Origin of the sequence: Pyxidicoccus fallax (genome assembly GCF_012933655.1) — a bacterium.
Taxonomy (GTDB): domain Bacteria; phylum Myxococcota; class Myxococcia; order Myxococcales; family Myxococcaceae; genus Myxococcus; species Myxococcus fallax.
In genome coordinates this window covers 1-14,965 of the sequence record NZ_JABBJJ010000312.1, presented here as the reverse complement: position 1 = coordinate 14,965, position 14,965 = coordinate 1, and the positions used below count along the sequence as shown (strand labels likewise).

Genomic DNA, 14,965 nt, shown 5'->3' with positions numbered 1-14,965 from the left:
CCTGGGGGACGGGGCCGAGGTGGGGCCGGCGGCCTCCGCACCGGCCGTCCGGGCGCCGTTCTCTTTCGCGCGGAGGGCAATGGTCTTAGGTAGGAGCGCGTAGCAGTAATCAGAGTGTTGGGACTGTGGCTGCTTGCCTGTCCCGGTTATTGTGTAAGGTGACGGCAAGTTGGGCTGGATGGAGGTAGACCGCCGACATGTGGGAAAGATTCAAGAGGGCAATGCGTAGCTTCGCCGGCTTCTTCGTCTCCTCCATCGAGGACCCGGAGCTCATCCTCGAGCAGAACGTCCGAGACCTGAACGACCAGGTCCCGAAGATGAACGAGTCCATCGCCATGGTGCGGGCGAACGTGACGCTGCTCGAGAAGGAGAACGCCAAGTACATGGAGGACGTGCGCTCGCTGACGGCCAAGGTGAAGGCCGCCATCCAGGCGGGCCGTGACGACCTGGCCGCCCAGTACGCCGGCAAGCTCCAAATCGAGAAGGACGCGCTGGCGCGCAACGAGCAGCAGCTCGCCACCGCCCGTCAGGCCTACGAGAAGGCCCTGACGGTGAAGAAGGCGTTCATGCGCGAGAAGGAGCGCAAGACGCAGGAGGCCATGAACGCCATCCGCGAGGCGCGCCGCGCCAAGTGGCAGGCCAAGGTGGCCGACACCATGGAGTCCTTCACCGTCGCCGGCATCGACTCGACGCACGACGAGATGCTCCGCAAGGTGCAGGAGAAGTCCGCCGTCAACGAGGCGCGCATGCAGATGGCGCTCGAGTCGGTGGACCACATGGCCGCCAACATCGAGGAGGAGGCCGAGAAGATCCAGGCCAACGAGCTCGTGAAGCAGATGAAGATGGAGATGGGCCTCCTGGACAGCCCGGCGCCCGTGTCCGACGTGGGCGGCGGCACCGAGAAGACCATCGGCAAGAAGGTGGGGGTCGAGTAGCCCCCCGTGAGGCTCCACCGCGGTCCAGGCCTCTTCCTCTTCGTCACCCTGTGCTTGCTCGGCGCGGGCTATGCGCTCGCGTCGCGCCTGGGGTACCTGGACCGCCTCCAGGAGCGCTTCTTCCCCGCGGCGCGCGAGGCGGTGCGGCTGTCGCCCGGGGACTTCCCGGCGGGCGTGGCCGCGCCGGTGGCGGACGTGGCCTCCGTGCCGCTGCGGCCCGTGCTCATCGGCTTCACCGCGCGCGGCTCCGCGGCGGGGCTCCTGGTGGCCACCGGGGGCGCGACGACGCTGGACAACCCGGTGCCTCCGCCGGGGGCCGCGCAGGGCTTCCTGAAGACGGCCTACGCGCTGGACGCCCGGGCGGTGCTCTTCGCCCGGGACGAGGAGCTGCGGCAGGCGCTGGCCATTGGCGGGGACAACGGCGGGGTGGATATGGCCGCCATCTCCGTGGACCGGCTGGCGGCGTGGGCTCCGGGGCTGCGGGACGCGGCGCCCCGGACGCTGCTGCTGGTGGGCCGCAGCCGCGGACAGGAGGCGCTGGCGGGGGTGGGCGTGCCGGAGCTCTCCGCGCTGAGGGGCAAGCGGCTGGGCGTGTACTCGTCCGGCGCCTCGCACTACTTCGCGCTGTGGGTGCTGGCGCGCGCGGGGCTGCGCACCACGGACGTGAAGTGGGTGGACCTGCCCTCCACGCTGGACGCGGGCCGCGCGCTGCGCGAGGGCCGGGCGGACGCGGTGGCGGGGCTGTGGGGCGACGTGGAGCTGGCGGCCCGGGACAGGGGCGGGGCGGTGCTGGCGACGACGGCGGACGCGCCGCACCTCATCGCCACGGTGCTGGTGGCGCGCGGGGACTTCGCGGCGCGCTACCCGGACGCGGTGCGCCGGGTGCTGCGGGGCCTGTTGGACGCGGGACAGAGCGTGCTGAAGGACCCCACGGCGGGGGCGCGGATGCTGGGCGAGGTGGCGCCGTACCTGGGAGACCCGATTGAGGCCATCCGCAGCGCGCCCCCGGCGACACTGGCGGACAATCGGGCCTTCTTCGGCCTTTCCGGGGAGGCGCCGGTCACCTATGACGAGTTGTTCCAGAGCGCCGCGGCGCTCTTCCAGAAGTTGAAGCAGGGGCCGAGGGTGCCGCCCGCGGAGGACACGCGCGATTTGGGCGCGTTGAAGTACGTGTCGGAGGCGCGAGGCCCCTGAATCGAGCCCCGGTGACTCGGGGAGAGGGAAGGACGGACGTGGCGAGGTCGCCCAACTACATCAAGGCCGCATTCCTGATGCCCGCCAACCTCGTGGGGCTCGGCACGGCGGCGGCCTCGGCGGCGATGACGGGCGAGCCGCTGCCGATGCTGGTGGCCCTGGGGCTGGAGGGCCTGTACCTGGGCGTCGCCTCGTCCATGAAGCGCTTCCAGCGCGCGGTGCGAGCGAAGACGCCGGACGACCCGGAGGCGGCGCGCAAGGCCCTGGACTCGCTCCAGGCGGACCTGGCCCCGTCGCAGCGAGAGCACTACCAGCAGCTCGTCGGGCTGAAGGAGAAGATTCTCGCCAACTACCGGAAGCTGCCGGGCGGCAAGGTGCTGGAGGCGGACAGCGAGCCGCGGCTGGACGCGCTGCTCACGTCCTTCCTGCGCCTCATCTCCACGCTGAACCAGTACCGCTCGTACCTCAACAGCTCGGACCGCGAGCACCTGGAGCGCGAGGTGCGCGAGCTGGAGGCGGACGTGGCCCGCGAGGAGAACCCGCGGCTGAAGGACGTGAAGCAGAACCGCGTGGACATCCTCCGCAAGCGCCTGGCGCGCTTCGAGCAGGCCAGCGAGAGCCGTGAGGTGGTGAGTCACCAGCTCGCGGGGATTGAAGACCTGATGCGGCTGACGCACGAGCAGTCCATCGCCATCCGGGACCCGGAGAGCGTCAACCGCCAGCTCACCGTGCTCAGCGCGGAGGCCGAGGCCACCGAGGAGTCCGTGCGGCAGATGGAGCGCTTCCTGGAGTTCACCGAGGAGACGCGCGGCCCGCTGCCCCACGGCACGCGGGTGCGGTAGTCCGTCAGGGCCGTCCGGCCCGCTCCGGCGGCCAGAAGCGCACCCAGGCACGACCCGTCACGTACCGCGCCGGCAGGAAACCCCAGGCGTGGGAATCCGCACTGGCGTTGCGGTTGTCACCCAGTACGAAGAGCTCGCCCTCCGGGACGCGCTCCGGGCCCCAGGTGTAGCCCGCGGGCTCCGCCACGTAGGGCTCGTGCCGGGCCTGTCCGTCCACCCACACCTGCCCGTCGCGCACCTGCACCACCTGTCCCGGCAGGGCCACCACCCGCTTGATGGAGTGGCGCGGAGGCTCGGCGACGGAGCGCGCGAGCGCGGGCGGCGGCTCGAAGACGACGATGTCTCCGGCCTCCGGTGCTTCGAAGCGGTACGTCCACAGGTCCATCACCAGCCGGTCCCCCACGCGCAGCGTCGGCGCCATCGAGTCCGAGATGACGCGCAGTGGACGGACGGCGAAGGCGCGCAGCAGCACCGCGCCCCCGAGCACGACTCCCATGAGCACGAGTCCCGCCCAGGGCAACCGGCGCCCCGTCACTTTCGGATGTGCTTGCGCGGTGGACATGGTCGCCAGGGCCTGCGGAACCCTCATCGTAGACTGGGTTACGTTCCCACGAAGCGTGGACCGGAGCGCACGGCCTCGCCGGTCCACGCCTCGCCGCCCGCTCAGTACACCGTGCCCTGCCAGGGGAACAGGTAGGTGAGGGGGATGTGCACGCGGTCCGCCCAGGCGGACTCGGTGTGTCCGGCGCCCTGGGCCACGAGGTAGTACAGGTCGGCGCCCTGCACGTGGCCGTCGGCGGCCAGCGCATCGCGCATGCGCGTCGTCTCCGCCAGCCCGTCATTCTGCGTGCCCGCGTCCAGGTAGAAGCGCAAGGGCAGCTTCACGGTGGACTGCTCCACCGCCTGCGTCATCGCTTGGTTGTTCCACCAGAACGAGCTGGACAGGCCCGCCACCTTGGAGAAGACGTCCGGACGGCGCCGGCCGATGTGGAAGGACACCAGCCCGCCCAGGGACGAGCCCATCAGCGCGGTGTTCGCCTTGCCCGTCAGCGTGCGCAGGTTCGCGTCGACGAAGGGCTTCACGCTCTCCAGGAGGAAGCGCTCGTACAGGTCCGCGCCCCCGCCGCCGTAGCGGCTGTCACAGCAGGGCGTGTACTCGTAGATGCGGCCGGCGCCCGCATGGTCGATGCCCACGACGATGACCTCGTCCACCTGCCCCGTGCCGATGAGGTGGTTGAGCGTCTCATCCACGCGCCACTCCACGCCGTAGGAGGCGGTCGCCGCGTCGAAGAGGTTCTGCCCGTCGTGCATGTAGAGCACCGGGTAGCGCTTGAGCGGGTTCTCCGAGTAGCTGGGCGGCAGGTAGAAGCGCAGCGTGCGGGTGTTGCCGAGCTGCGGCGACCAGAAGTTGTCGAACTGCTGCCGCGTGCCGGTGGACGGGCCGAAGAAGGGGAAGATGTTGACGGTGGTGCCCGCGCGGACGCGGTAGTTGCCCCCGGTGGCCCAGCGCGTGTCGTTGATGAGGGGCTTGAGGTCCACGTCCCCGGCGCTGTCCGGCCACGAGTACGTCCAGACGTTGCCCTGGGTCCAGGTCGCGTTCTGTCCCACGGTCCAGGACAGGGGCGCCGCGCTGCCGCGAAGTGTAATCCGGTTGCCATATCCCACGTCGTAGTGGACGCGGACGGTGGTGGCGCTGGCGGCGGTGCTCAGCAGGAGCGCCAGCAGCAGGCCGGGCGCGAGCGCCGGGCGGATGGGTGAGGGGAGCATGGGTGTGTCCTCCGGGTGAGAAGCCCGGCAGGCTCCCAGCAGGGCAGGGGAGTGCTCAAGAGAGTCCCGGACCACCCGTGGACGCGCTGAACCCTTCAGGGCCCCGGGCCCGTGCCGCCAGTGAACCCCGGGCGCCGGGCGTTACCTGCCGGTCATCCGGACCCTCGTCCTGGAGTCGGGCCCACATGTCGTCCACGAATAAATTGACTCTCCGCCCGAGCCGTCCTGTCCTGCCGTCATGTTCCGCCGAGCCTGGCTCCCGTCCCTCCTCCTCGTGCTCGCCCTCGCGGGCTGCTCCCGCTGCGGCAAGGAAGCTGGCCCTGCCGCCGGCACCAGCGCGGCGGGCCCCGCCCGCTACCTTCCGCGTGACGCGCGGGCCGCCGTCGTCATCAACGACCTGGGGGCGCTCGGCGAGAAGCTGGCCCGCTTCCAGAACCTCAAGGTGGCCTCCTTCGCCGCCCAGATGCAGAACTTCCCCACCGCCGAGGGCTACGTCTCCGCGGTGATGAAGCAGGTGGGCGTGGACCTTCGCAGCCGTCAGGCGCTGGAGACCGCCGGCATCGACCCGGGGCGCGGCGCGGGCGCGGCCTTCCTCGGGGGCAACCGGGCCGTCTCCATCGTCGGCGTGAAGGACGCGGACAAGCTCACGGAGACCTTCGGCAACTTCGCCCGCACCCGCCTGGGCGCCTCGGAGAAGAAGGACGCCTCCGTGGACGGGGGCAAGCTCGTCACCTTCGGCCGCCCCAACGCCCCGGAGCCCTCGCTGGGTCTGCTCTTCCTGAAGGGCACCGACTTCGCGCTGCTGGGCGCGGGCCCCTCCATCGCGACGCTGGGCACGCTGGCCACCCTGCCCCAGGAGAAGTCGCTCGCGAGCGAGCCGGTGCTGGCCGCGTCGCTGCAACGGCTGCCCTCGGAGCGGGACTTCCACGTGTGGATTCCCGGCGGCACCGGCTTCATCGTGCCGCCCGGCACCGTGGAGGGCATCACCCTCACGGGCCGCATCGAGAACGACGCGGTGACGCTGCGCGCGGACGCGCCGTGGCCGGACACGCAGGCCTCGCTCGCGGCGCTGGACGCGGTGAAGGACGCCGCCGACCTGTCGGGCGCGCTGCCCGCGGACAGCTTCCTCGTCGCGCGCTTCCGTGGAGACCCGTCGCACCTCGACGGCGCGTGGCCCTACCTGGCGGGCGGCTACATCACCCGCGCCGTGCAGAAGAGCGGCCTCGACATGAAGGGCGAGGTGCTCGACAACTTCAAGCCCGGCATGGTGCTGGGGGTGTCGCTGTCCCCCACCGTGAACCTGGGTGCGGGCATGCCGGCCCTGGACTTGCGCCGCACCAACCCGTTCCGCTTCGTGCACCTCGTCGCGCTGGCGGACACGGAGGACGCGGCGAAGACGCAGTCCACGCTGGAGAAGCTGCCGGCCATGGCGGATGACTTCGGCGCCAAGGTGGAGCCGGCGGACCTGTCCGGCCAGCGCGTCTACCTGACCTCGTACCGAGCGGGGGAGGGCGCCCACTTCGCGCTGGGGCCCAATGGCCGGCTGGTGATGGCCGCGCCCAAGGCCCGGCTGGAGTCCACGCTGGCCTCGCTGGCGAAGCCGGCCGGCGGAAGCCCCGTGGCGGATGACTTGAAGGACGCCGGGAAGGACGCCGCCTTCAGCGTGGTGCTGGACCTGCGGCGCCTGTCGGACGCGGTGAAGAACCTGCCTTCCGAGGCGTGGGGCATTGGCGGCTTCGCCATCAAGGCCACCACGGTGCGCTGGCTGGAGGCCACCGATGACTTGCGCGCGGTGACGCTGGCCGTGTCGCGCAAGGAGAAGGCCCTCCAGGCGGAGCTGTCGCTGCGCCTGACGCCCGGCGCGGCGGCGGCGGGCTCCACCACCACCCAGCCGGCCACGCCGTGATTCGCGCGCGCGACATCGTGAAGGAGTACGTGGACGGGGACGGCACGAAGGTGCGCGTCCTCGATGGCATGTCCCTGGACGTGCAGGACGGGGACTTCGTCGCCGTGGTGGGCCCGTCCGGCAGCGGCAAGTCCACGCTGCTGCACCTGCTGGGCGGGCTGGACGTGCACTACCAGGGCGAGGTGGAGGTGGGCGGCGTGAAGCTGCGCGGGCTCGACGACAAGGCCCTGGCGCGCTTCCGCAACACCCACGTGGGCTTCGTCTTCCAGTCCTTCCACCTCATCCCCAACCTCTCCGCGCTGGAGAACGTGCTCTTGCCCTCGCACTTCGGCGCCTCGCGCGAGGATGCCCGCAAGCGCGCGGAGGCCATGCTGGAGCGCGTGGGCCTGGGCGCGAAGAAGGACCGCGCGCCCGTGCGCCTGTCCGGCGGCGAGCGGCAGCGCGTGGCCATCGCCCGCGCCCTCTTCACCGGCCCCAAGCTGCTGCTGTGCGACGAGCCCACGGGCAACCTGGACGCGGCCACCGGAGACGGCGTCATCCAGCTGTTCAAGGAACTGCACCGCGAGGGCCTCACCGTGCTGGCCGTCACCCATGAGGACCGGATGAGCGCCGCGGCGCGCCGCGTGCTGCGGCTGAAGGAAGGGCGGCTCGTGGAGGAGCGCGCCGACCTGCACCTGGCCACCCGAGGTGCCCCGTGAGGATGGACGCGCTGTCCCGGCTGGTGCGGCTGAGCCTCGCCCGCGAGCGCAAGGGCGCCTTCTTCTCCGCCTTCGGCGTGGCCATGGGCGTGGGCGCGCTCGTCTTCTTCCTGGGCCTGGGCCTGGGGGTGGGCCGCGTCATCCGCGAGAAGATCTTCCCCACCGACGCGCGGCTGGTGGACGTGGTGCCCTCGGCGGTGTCGCTGGGCTCGCTCCTGGGCGGCGGCAAGCTGGACGCGGCCACCGTGGAGCGGCTGGCGGCGCTGCCCGGCGTGGAGGCCACCTACCGGAAGATGAACGTGCGCGTGCCCGCGGTGACGCGCTACGACGGCGTCTTCTTCGGTGCCCGGCTGCGCATGGGCATGGAGGTGCTGGCCGTGGGCGTGGAGCCGGGCCTCGTGAAGGACGACGTGAAGCTGGGCGAGTTCAAGGACCCCAGCGAGGGCCAGCCCATTCCCGCGCTCGTGTCCACGCGCCTGCTGGAGCTGTACAACAAGACGTTCGCCCCGGCGCGCAAGCTGCCGCAGCTGTCCGCGAACATGATTGTCGGCTTCGGCTTCCCGGTGGAGTTCAACCGCTCCTACGTGGCGGCCACCACCGGCGGACCCACGGGCGCCGCGCAGACGCAGGTGGTGGGCGCGTCGGACCGGGCCATGCTCGCCGGCATCACCATCCCCCTGGAGACGGCGGTGCGCATCAACCGCCAGGCCGGCGTGGACGCGGAGACCTTCACCGGCGTCACCCTTGTCGCGTCGGACCCGTCGCGGGTGCCCGCCATCGTGGACGCGGTGAAGGGCATGGGGCTGGAAATCGATGACCAGGAGCGCCGCATGGCGGAGAACACGGGCGCGGCGGTGGCGCTCGTCACCTCGGCGCTGGCGCTGCTGTCCATCCTCATCTGCATCCTGGCGGCGGTGAACATCGCCCATGCGCTGTCGGCCTCCGTGCGCGCGCGGGCGAAGGAGATTGGCGTCATGCAGGCGGTGGGCGCGTCGCGCGCGGACGTGCGCGGCATCGTCCTGGCCGAGGCCGCCGTGGTGGGGCTGTTCGGCGGCGCCGCGGGCACCGCCCTCGCGCTGCTGATGGCCTTCGGAGTGAACCGGCTCGCCGTCAGCCAGCTGCCCAACTTCCCCTTCAAGCCCGACAGCTTCTTCTCCTTCCCCTGGCCGGTGGTGGTGGGCGGCGTGTTGCTGGGCCTCGTCGCCGCGCTCGCCGGCGCCTACTTCCCCGCCCGCCGCGCCGCGGCCACGGATCCGGCGCGCACGCTCGCAGGATGACGCTCCCCTCCCGCAAGACGCTGCTCGGCAACGTCCTGAGCCTCGCCGCCCTCGGCTGGATCTACGGGGGCGACCTGTCCGACGCCCTCCGCGCCCGGAGCGCCGAGGTCTCCGCCCTCACCTCGCTGCCCTCGCCCGTGATGCCCGCGGTGGTGCTCGCCCTGGCCGCCGCCGTCACCGCCGTCGTCCTCGGCGCCCTCGTCCGCGGGAAGGGGGAGGACTTCAAGGGCTACCGGCTGCTGCCCATCCTGCTGGTGGGCTCGCTCTTCGCGGACCTGGTGCTGGCGGAGAGCCGCGTGCCCCTGTCCTCGCTGGACATCGCGTCCATGTCGCTCCAGCGCTTCCAGGGACTGGCCCAGGAGCTGACCACCGACCAGGCCGTGCCGGACGACCCCCGCGTGCTCCAGCCGCTGCTGGAGCAGCTCGGCCGGCCTCCGTACCTCGTGAAGGGAGAGCCGCTGGAGGGCTATACCCTCCAGGTTCGCAAGGACTGCGAGGGCCCCGTGCGCGAGGCGCCGGGTGTCCGGCCCGGAACACTGCTGTACTGCGTCGCGCCGGAGCGCAAGGGCGCCTGGGTGACGCTGATGGGGATGCCCGCCGAGCGGCGCTTCGGCGAGCCCGGAATCGTCTCCGCCGGGGGCGAGACGCGCTTCGTGCTGGTGCGGCCCCTCCCTCCGGACGAGGAGCCCACGGAGGCCTTCCGCGACGAGGCCGCCGACGCGGGCACCTCCAGCCTCCAGCCCTGAGGGGCGAGCCCCCTCGGCGGAGGGCTGCCTGCCTGCCCGCCGAGAGGGGGAAAGGGGCGTTGCCGTGGTTGACCCTGTGGGAGCGCGATCGCTAGGCTCGCCAAGGAACGGACCCTCCCCCACGTGACGACCACTCAACCGAAGCGGCAGCCCATCCCGTTTGGGAAGTATCTCCTCCTGGACCGCATCAACATCGGCGGCATGGCGGAGGTGTGGCGCGGGAAGCAGTTCGGCGCGAGCGGCTTCGAGCGGCTCGTCGCCATCAAGCGCATCCTCCCGAACATCGCCGAGGACGAAGAGTTCATCTCGATGTTCATCGATGAGGCGAAGATCAGCGTCCAGCTGACCCACGCCAACATCGCTGCCATCTACGAACTGGGGCAGATCGCCAGCAGCTACTTCATCTCGATGGAGTACATCCCTGGCAAGGACATGCGCGCCATCTTCGACCGGTGCCGGAAGAAGGGCGAGCCCGCCCCCGTGCCCCTGGTGGCGTTCTGCATCTCCAAGATGTGCGAGGGTCTGGACTACGCCCACCGGAAGAAGGACGGGATGGGGCGGGACATGAACATCGTCCACCGCGACATCTCGCCGCAGAACGTCCTCATCTCCTACGAGGGCGAGGTCAAGGTCATCGACTTCGGCATCGCCAAGGCGGCGGGCAAGGCCACCAAGACGCAGGCCGGCATCCTCAAGGGCAAGTTCGGCTACATGAGCCCGGAGCAGATCCGCGGCCTGCCGTTGGATCGCCGCTCGGACGTGTTCGCCATCGGCGTGTGCCTCTACGAGATGCTCACCGGCGAGCGCCTCTTCGTCGGCGACAGTGACTTCAGCGTGCTGGAGAAGGTGCGCAAGGCCGAGGTGCCGCCGCCCTCCACGTACAACCGGCGCATCCCGGAGGCGCTGGAGAAGATCGTCCTCAAGGCGCTCGCGAAGGACGTGGACGAGCGCTACCAGTACGCCAGCGAGCTGGGCGAGGACCTGCAGCGCTTCCTCCTCACCAGCGAGTCGATCTTCAGCCGCAGGGACCTCATGCAGTACATGAAGTCCACGTTCGCCGAAGAGGTGGAGCGCGAGAAGCAGCGCCTCATCGAGTACGCGGACATCAAGCCGCCCGATGGCATGCTGGCCGCGCTGGAGGCCGCCTCGTTCACGAGCTCGCCGCAGGTGACGGCCGCTCCGCCGCCGCCCCCCACGCCGGTGCCCGTGGTGCAGCCGGTGGCGCAGCCTCCCCGGGCCACGGGGACCATGGGCGCGGTACAGCCTGGCGCGGCCAACAACGGCGTGCGCCGCTCGCCCACGCTGGCCGCGCTGCCCAAGCTGACGGCCGCCACCGCCGCGCCCGCCGCGAAGGAGGACGAGGTCCTCGCCACGCAGCTGGTGTCCAGCGACCACGTCTTCGACGACAGCCCGGAGCCCACCACGCAGCCGGGTGCCGCCGTGGGACGCGCCGTCACCCCGCTGGAGACGCGGGCCGTGCCCCCGGGCTCCGAGGACGAGGAGCCCACCACCGGCAAGACGGCGGTCATCCCGCCTCCGTCCACCGGGCTGCCGCCGTCCGCGCCGCGCCTGTCGCACGCGAGCATGCCGGCGACGGTGCCTCCACCCTCGCCCGGTCTGCCGCCGCGCCCGTCCATGAGCGTGCCCACCCTGGCGCCGGTGGACGCGGCGCCGCAGCCCCCGCAGCGCCCCAGCCGGGGCGGAGACGACGGGCTGCCGCGCATCAACCGGAACATGCCGCCGGACCTGTCGCAGGGGGTTTCGCGCTCCTCGCTGCCGCCGGACCTGTCGCAGGGGATTTCGCGCTCGGCGCTCCCGCCGGAGCTGGTGCAGAACGCGGGGCGCCCGGCGCCCGTCGCCGCGCGGCGGCACGACGACGAGGACGACCAGGACCAGGAGCGTCCGACGGCGGCGGTGCCCGCCCTGGCCGCGCGGGGCCTGGACAAGCGGGTGCTGCTCTTCGGCGGGGCGGGCCTCGTGGCGCTGCTCCTGCTCATCGCGGTGGGCGTGGCGCTCTCGCGTCCCGGGACGGGCTACGTCCTGGTGGACATGCAGCAGGTGCCCTCCGAGGTCCGCGCCAGGGCGCGGGTGATGGTGAACGCGGAGCCGGTGTCCCTCATCCAGAAGGTCGAAGCCGGCGAGGAACCGAAGGAGGTCCCCCCGACCGTGCTGCGTCCGGTGGAGGCCGGCCAGGTGATGGTCGTGGTGAGCGCCGAGGGCTACAAGACGTTCACCCGGACGGTGGAGGTGGCCAAGGGCAAGGAGGTCAACCCCGTCGAGGTGGTGCTGGAGAGCCTGCAGAAGACGGCGTCCCTGGTGGTGACCGTCACGCCCCCGGGCGCGGAGGTGCAGGTGAATGGCACCGTCGTGCGCAAGCAGGGGCAGACGACCGCCTTCCTCAAGGACATCCCCGTGACTGGACCGGAGTGGCAGGTGCAGGTCTCCGCTCCCGGCCACAAGCCCCAGTCGAAGACGCTGGCGGTGAGCGGTGGGGGCACGGCGGAGCTGTCGGCCACCCTGGAACCCCTGGTCGTCACGGTGGACGTGAAGGTGGAGTCCAAGCCGGCGGGCGCCACCATCTTCGTGGACGGCGCGGACATGGGGGCCGTCACTCCCGCGGTCGTCAAGGTGCCCGCCAACGCGAAGCAGCTCCAGCTGAAGCTGAAGTGCCACGACGAGGCCGAGCTGGACGTGCCGGACCCGAAGGAGGGTGGGCAGCCCGTCGTCGCGAAAACGCTGCGGAAGCGGCGCAACTGCCGTTAGCCTTCAAGGTTTCCTGCCCGCTCCCCGGGAGCGGGCACGCCCGCTCCCCGTCCGGCGGAGCGAGAGGAGGCGTGTGTCGGTGAGCAAGGTACGCAAGGTCAACAAGGCGGATCCGCTGGCGGACCTGCCCCGCTGGGCGCAGCAGCTGGCGCGCAAGTACTACACGAAGACGGTCAACACCTTCCTGCTGTACGGGGCCGTCCGGGATTTGCAGCCCCTGCAGCTGGAGGACGGCGGGCGCGGCTTCGGCACGCTGAAGACGTTCCTCTCCGAGGAGCTGTTCGGCGCCAGGGACCACGTCCTCTTCTATGACCGCTCGTCGGGCGTCCGCTCCGCCACGCCGGAGACGCAGAAGGACCTGCAGCGGACGATGGCCGGCTACGACGCGATGTACGGCACGGACTACTCCAAGGTCATGCCGAGAGACCCGGGCCGGGCGCTCCAGATTCTGGAGAACTTCCTGCGCATGCGCCTGAGCGAGGGCCGCTCGCTGGCGCTCGTCATCGACTTCGCGGAGACGCTGGTGCCGGGCGGGGAGATTTCCCACCTGTCCACCGAGGACCGCTTCGTGCTGGCCACGCTGGACAAGTGGGCGCACGACCCGCAGTTCCTCGCCGGGGACATCTCCGTGGTGCTGGTGGCGGAGAACCTCGCGGACATCGCCCCGCGCATCAGCCGCAACCCGTACGTGGCGTCGATTGAGCTGCCGCTGCCCACCGAGGAGGAGCGGCTGGAGTACGTGCGCTACAAGCTGGAGGGCAAGCGGCTCCAGTCGCTGTCGGACGTGCCGCTGGCGGGCCTGGCGAAGATGACGGCGGGCCTGTCCCGCATCAACCTGGACCGCGTCCTCACCGAGGCCCTGGAGCGCGAGGTGCGCATCACCTCGGACCTCCTCAAGGAGAAGAAGAAGGAGATCATCCAGGCGGAGTGCCACGGCCTCCTGGAGTTCATCGAGCCGGTGCACACGCTGGACGCGGTGGCCGGACACGGCAAGGCCAAGGAGATGCTGCGGCATGCCGCCGGGGCCCTGAAGAAGGGGCGCCTGGAGGTGATGCCCATGGGCTACCTGCTGACGGGCCCGGTGGGCACGGGCAAGACGTTCATGGTGAGCTGCTTCGCCGGGGAGATTGGCATCCCCGTGGTGAAGTTCCTCAACTTCCGCAGCCAGTGGCAGGGCGTCACCGAGGCCAACCTGGAGAAGATCTTCAACCTGCTCAAGGCCCTGTGGCCGGTGGCGGTGATGATCGACGAGGCGGACACCTTCCTGGGCAACCGCGACTCCGGCGGTGACTCGGGGACGAGCAGCCGCGTGTTCGGCTCCATCGCCTCGTTCATGGGCAACACGCAGTACCGCGGCAAGATTGTCTGGTTCCTGATGACGGCGCGCCCGGACCTGCTGCCCATCGACCTCAAGCGCCAGGGCCGCGCGGAGGAGCACATCGCGCTCTTCTACCCGCAGACGGACGCGGAGCGGGACGAGCTGTTCAAGGTCATGTCCAAGAAGACGGGCGTGACGGTGGAAGGCATCGAGTCGTTCTCCGCGATGATTCCGCATGGTGTGCGCGCCTTCAGCGGCGCGGATATCGAGGCGGTCATGGTGCGCTCGAAGTTCCGCGCGCTGGCGGCGGGCCGGGACTCGGTGACGAAGGAGGACCTCGCGGCGGTGCTGGAGGACTTCGTGCCGCCCAGCTACCCGCTGGAAATCGAGCTGCAGAACCTGGTGGCGGTGCAGGAGTGCACCAGCCGGGAGCTGCTGCCGGAGGGCTTCCGCAAGCTGGACCGCGACTTCATCACCCGTCGCGTGCGTGAGCTGAAGGCGCTGCTCGAGGCGTAGTCGCCGTCGCTTCAGGACACCGGCACCTGGACACCCAGGTGCGGGTCGTCCACGTGCTCCACGATGGCCACGCGGTCTCCCGCGGAGAGCGCGTCGTGGAGCACGAGCACCGCCTCGTTCGAGTGACGGATGCAGCCGTGGGACACGTCCGTGCCCAGCAGGGCGGGGGCATTCGTCCCGTGCAGCTCCTCGCCGGAGTGGCGGCCGTCCGCCCAGGACAGGTCGAGGATGCGCGCGCCGAAGACGTGGCGGTCGTTCCACAGCCGCGCGCCGGCGGCCTCGGCGGCGACCTGGTCCAGCTTCGCGCGCACCATTTTGAGGCCCGTGCGGGTGGGCGTGGCGGTGGCGCCGGCGGCATTGGGGAAGATGTCCACGAGGCGCCCCTCCGGGTCGAAGAGGAAGGTGCGGTGCTCGCGCAGGGCCACCACCACGCGCACGGGCTGGCCGTCGTAGAAGGCGGAGGGCAGGGCGCGCGATTGGCCCCGGGCCCCGGGCGCGGGGGCCAGGGCGTCCAGGGCGCGCAGCGTGGGGGCATCCAGCGTGCCCGTGGGGCGCACGGTGGGGAAGGTGCGCGAGGCGTGGACCTGGAAGTTCTGGAGCGCCCGGGCGGTGTACTGGCCGTAGCGGCCGTCCGGAGCGCCGTGGAACGCGAAGCCCATGTCACGCAGGGCCGTCTGCACGGCGAGCAGGCCATCCCCTTGCGAGCCCGGCCCGAGCACCCGCTGCCCCGAGGCGACGTCCGCGAGCTGGGGCAGGCCCGTGAAGCGGGCGTTGGCGAGAGGCGCGGCCGGGGGGAGCGGGCCCGTGACGTTCGGCCCTGACACGTGCTGGCCGGAAGCCACGTCCACGAGCGGGGATTGGCCCGTGAAGCGGGCGTCGGTGGGAGGCGCGGCCGTGGGGAACGGGCCCGTGGCGTTCGGCCCTGACACGTGCTGGCCCGAGGCTGCATGCGCGAGCTGCATCAGACCCGCGGGACGGGCGGTGGCGGGCGGCGCGGCGGGGT

General features: G+C 71.3%; 12 protein-coding genes. 9 read left to right on the top strand and 3 right to left on the bottom strand.

Annotated features, from left to right (window positions below):
- The first annotated feature begins 197 nt into the window (after nt 1-197).
- Genes HG543_RS41705 through HG543_RS41695 form a run of 3 tightly spaced genes read left to right on the top strand, consistent with a single transcriptional unit; the run spans nt 198 to nt 2,971 of the window.
- A complete protein-coding gene (locus HG543_RS41705; protein WP_169350510.1) occupies nt 198-935 on the top strand; it encodes a PspA/IM30 family protein in 738 nt (245 codons plus the stop codon).
- Between the two features lie 6 nt (nt 936-941).
- The gene (locus HG543_RS41700) at nt 942-2,129 is read left to right on the top strand and encodes an ABC transporter substrate-binding protein (RefSeq protein ID WP_169350509.1); all 1,188 of its coding nucleotides are present in this window, start codon (nt 942-944) and stop codon (nt 2,127-2,129) included.
- 38 nt (nt 2,130-2,167) lie between these two features.
- A complete protein-coding gene (locus tag HG543_RS41695; RefSeq protein WP_169350508.1) occupies nt 2,168-2,971 on the top strand; it encodes a hypothetical protein in 804 nt (267 codons plus the stop codon).
- A 4-nt stretch (nt 2,972-2,975) separates the two neighbouring features.
- On the opposite strand, the gene lepB is transcribed toward HG543_RS41695, so the two are convergent.
- Both lepB and HG543_RS41685 read right to left on the bottom strand, forming a co-directional pair.
- Nucleotides 2,976-3,467, bottom strand: coding sequence for a signal peptidase I (gene lepB / locus HG543_RS41690; RefSeq protein ID WP_246357675.1), 492 nt, complete (start codon nt 3,465-3,467; stop codon nt 2,976-2,978).
- 167 nt (nt 3,468-3,634) lie between these two features.
- Complete coding sequence (locus tag HG543_RS41685; RefSeq protein ID WP_246357674.1) at nt 3,635-4,738, bottom strand: alpha/beta hydrolase; 1,104 nt, start codon at nt 4,736-4,738, stop codon at nt 3,635-3,637.
- 238 nt (nt 4,739-4,976) lie between these two features.
- Here HG543_RS41685 and HG543_RS41680 point away from each other — a divergent pair, with 238 nt between their 5' ends.
- The 6 genes from HG543_RS41680 to HG543_RS41655 all read left to right on the top strand — a co-directional run bounded on the left by HG543_RS41680 (nt 4,977) and on the right by HG543_RS41655 (nt 13,962).
- Nucleotides 4,977-6,644: a hypothetical protein gene (locus HG543_RS41680; RefSeq protein ID WP_169350506.1), complete on the top strand. Its 1,668-nt coding sequence runs from the start codon at nt 4,977-4,979 to the stop codon at nt 6,642-6,644.
- Complete coding sequence (locus HG543_RS41675) at nt 6,641-7,342, top strand: ATP-binding cassette domain-containing protein (RefSeq protein ID WP_169350505.1); 702 nt, start codon at nt 6,641-6,643, stop codon at nt 7,340-7,342. Before HG543_RS41680 ends, HG543_RS41675 begins: the two co-directional genes overlap by 4 nt.
- Nucleotides 7,339-8,619: an FtsX-like permease family protein gene (locus tag HG543_RS41670; RefSeq protein WP_169350504.1), complete on the top strand. Its 1,281-nt coding sequence runs from the start codon at nt 7,339-7,341 to the stop codon at nt 8,617-8,619. The genes HG543_RS41675 and HG543_RS41670 overlap by 4 nt, the downstream gene beginning before the upstream one ends.
- Nucleotides 8,616-9,365 carry a hypothetical protein gene (locus tag HG543_RS41665; protein ID WP_169350503.1) on the top strand — a complete coding sequence of 250 codons (750 nt, stop codon included), beginning with the start codon at nt 8,616-8,618 and terminating at the stop codon, nt 9,363-9,365. The genes HG543_RS41670 and HG543_RS41665 overlap by 4 nt, the downstream gene beginning before the upstream one ends.
- 123 nt (nt 9,366-9,488) lie before the next feature.
- The gene (locus tag HG543_RS41660; protein ID WP_169350502.1) at nt 9,489-12,128 is read left to right on the top strand and encodes a protein kinase domain-containing protein; all 2,640 of its coding nucleotides are present in this window, start codon (nt 9,489-9,491) and stop codon (nt 12,126-12,128) included.
- A gap of 79 nt (nt 12,129-12,207) precedes the next feature.
- The gene (locus HG543_RS41655) at nt 12,208-13,962 is read left to right on the top strand and encodes an AAA family ATPase (protein ID WP_169350501.1); all 1,755 of its coding nucleotides are present in this window, start codon (nt 12,208-12,210) and stop codon (nt 13,960-13,962) included.
- Nucleotides 13,963-13,973: 11 nt separating this feature from the next.
- On the opposite strand, the gene HG543_RS41650 is transcribed toward HG543_RS41655, so the two are convergent.
- On the bottom strand, nt 13,974-14,965 hold a 992-nt coding region (locus HG543_RS41650; protein WP_343073573.1), incomplete at its 5' end, for a L,D-transpeptidase family protein.

Coding starts and splice junctions, on each gene's coding strand:
- HG543_RS41705 (WP_169350510.1), top strand. CDS start 198: ATGTGGGAAAGATTCAAGAGGGCAATGCGTAGCTTCGCCGGCTTCTTC.
- lepB (WP_246357675.1), bottom strand. CDS start 3,467: ATGGGAGTCGTGCTCGGGGGCGCGGTGCTGCTGCGCGCCTTCGCCGTC.
- HG543_RS41685 (WP_246357674.1), bottom strand. CDS start 4,738: ATGCTCCCCTCACCCATCCGCCCGGCGCTCGCGCCCGGCCTGCTGCTG.
- HG543_RS41680 (WP_169350506.1), top strand. CDS start 4,977: ATGTTCCGCCGAGCCTGGCTCCCGTCCCTCCTCCTCGTGCTCGCCCTC.
- HG543_RS41665 (WP_169350503.1), top strand. CDS start 8,616: ATGACGCTCCCCTCCCGCAAGACGCTGCTCGGCAACGTCCTGAGCCTC.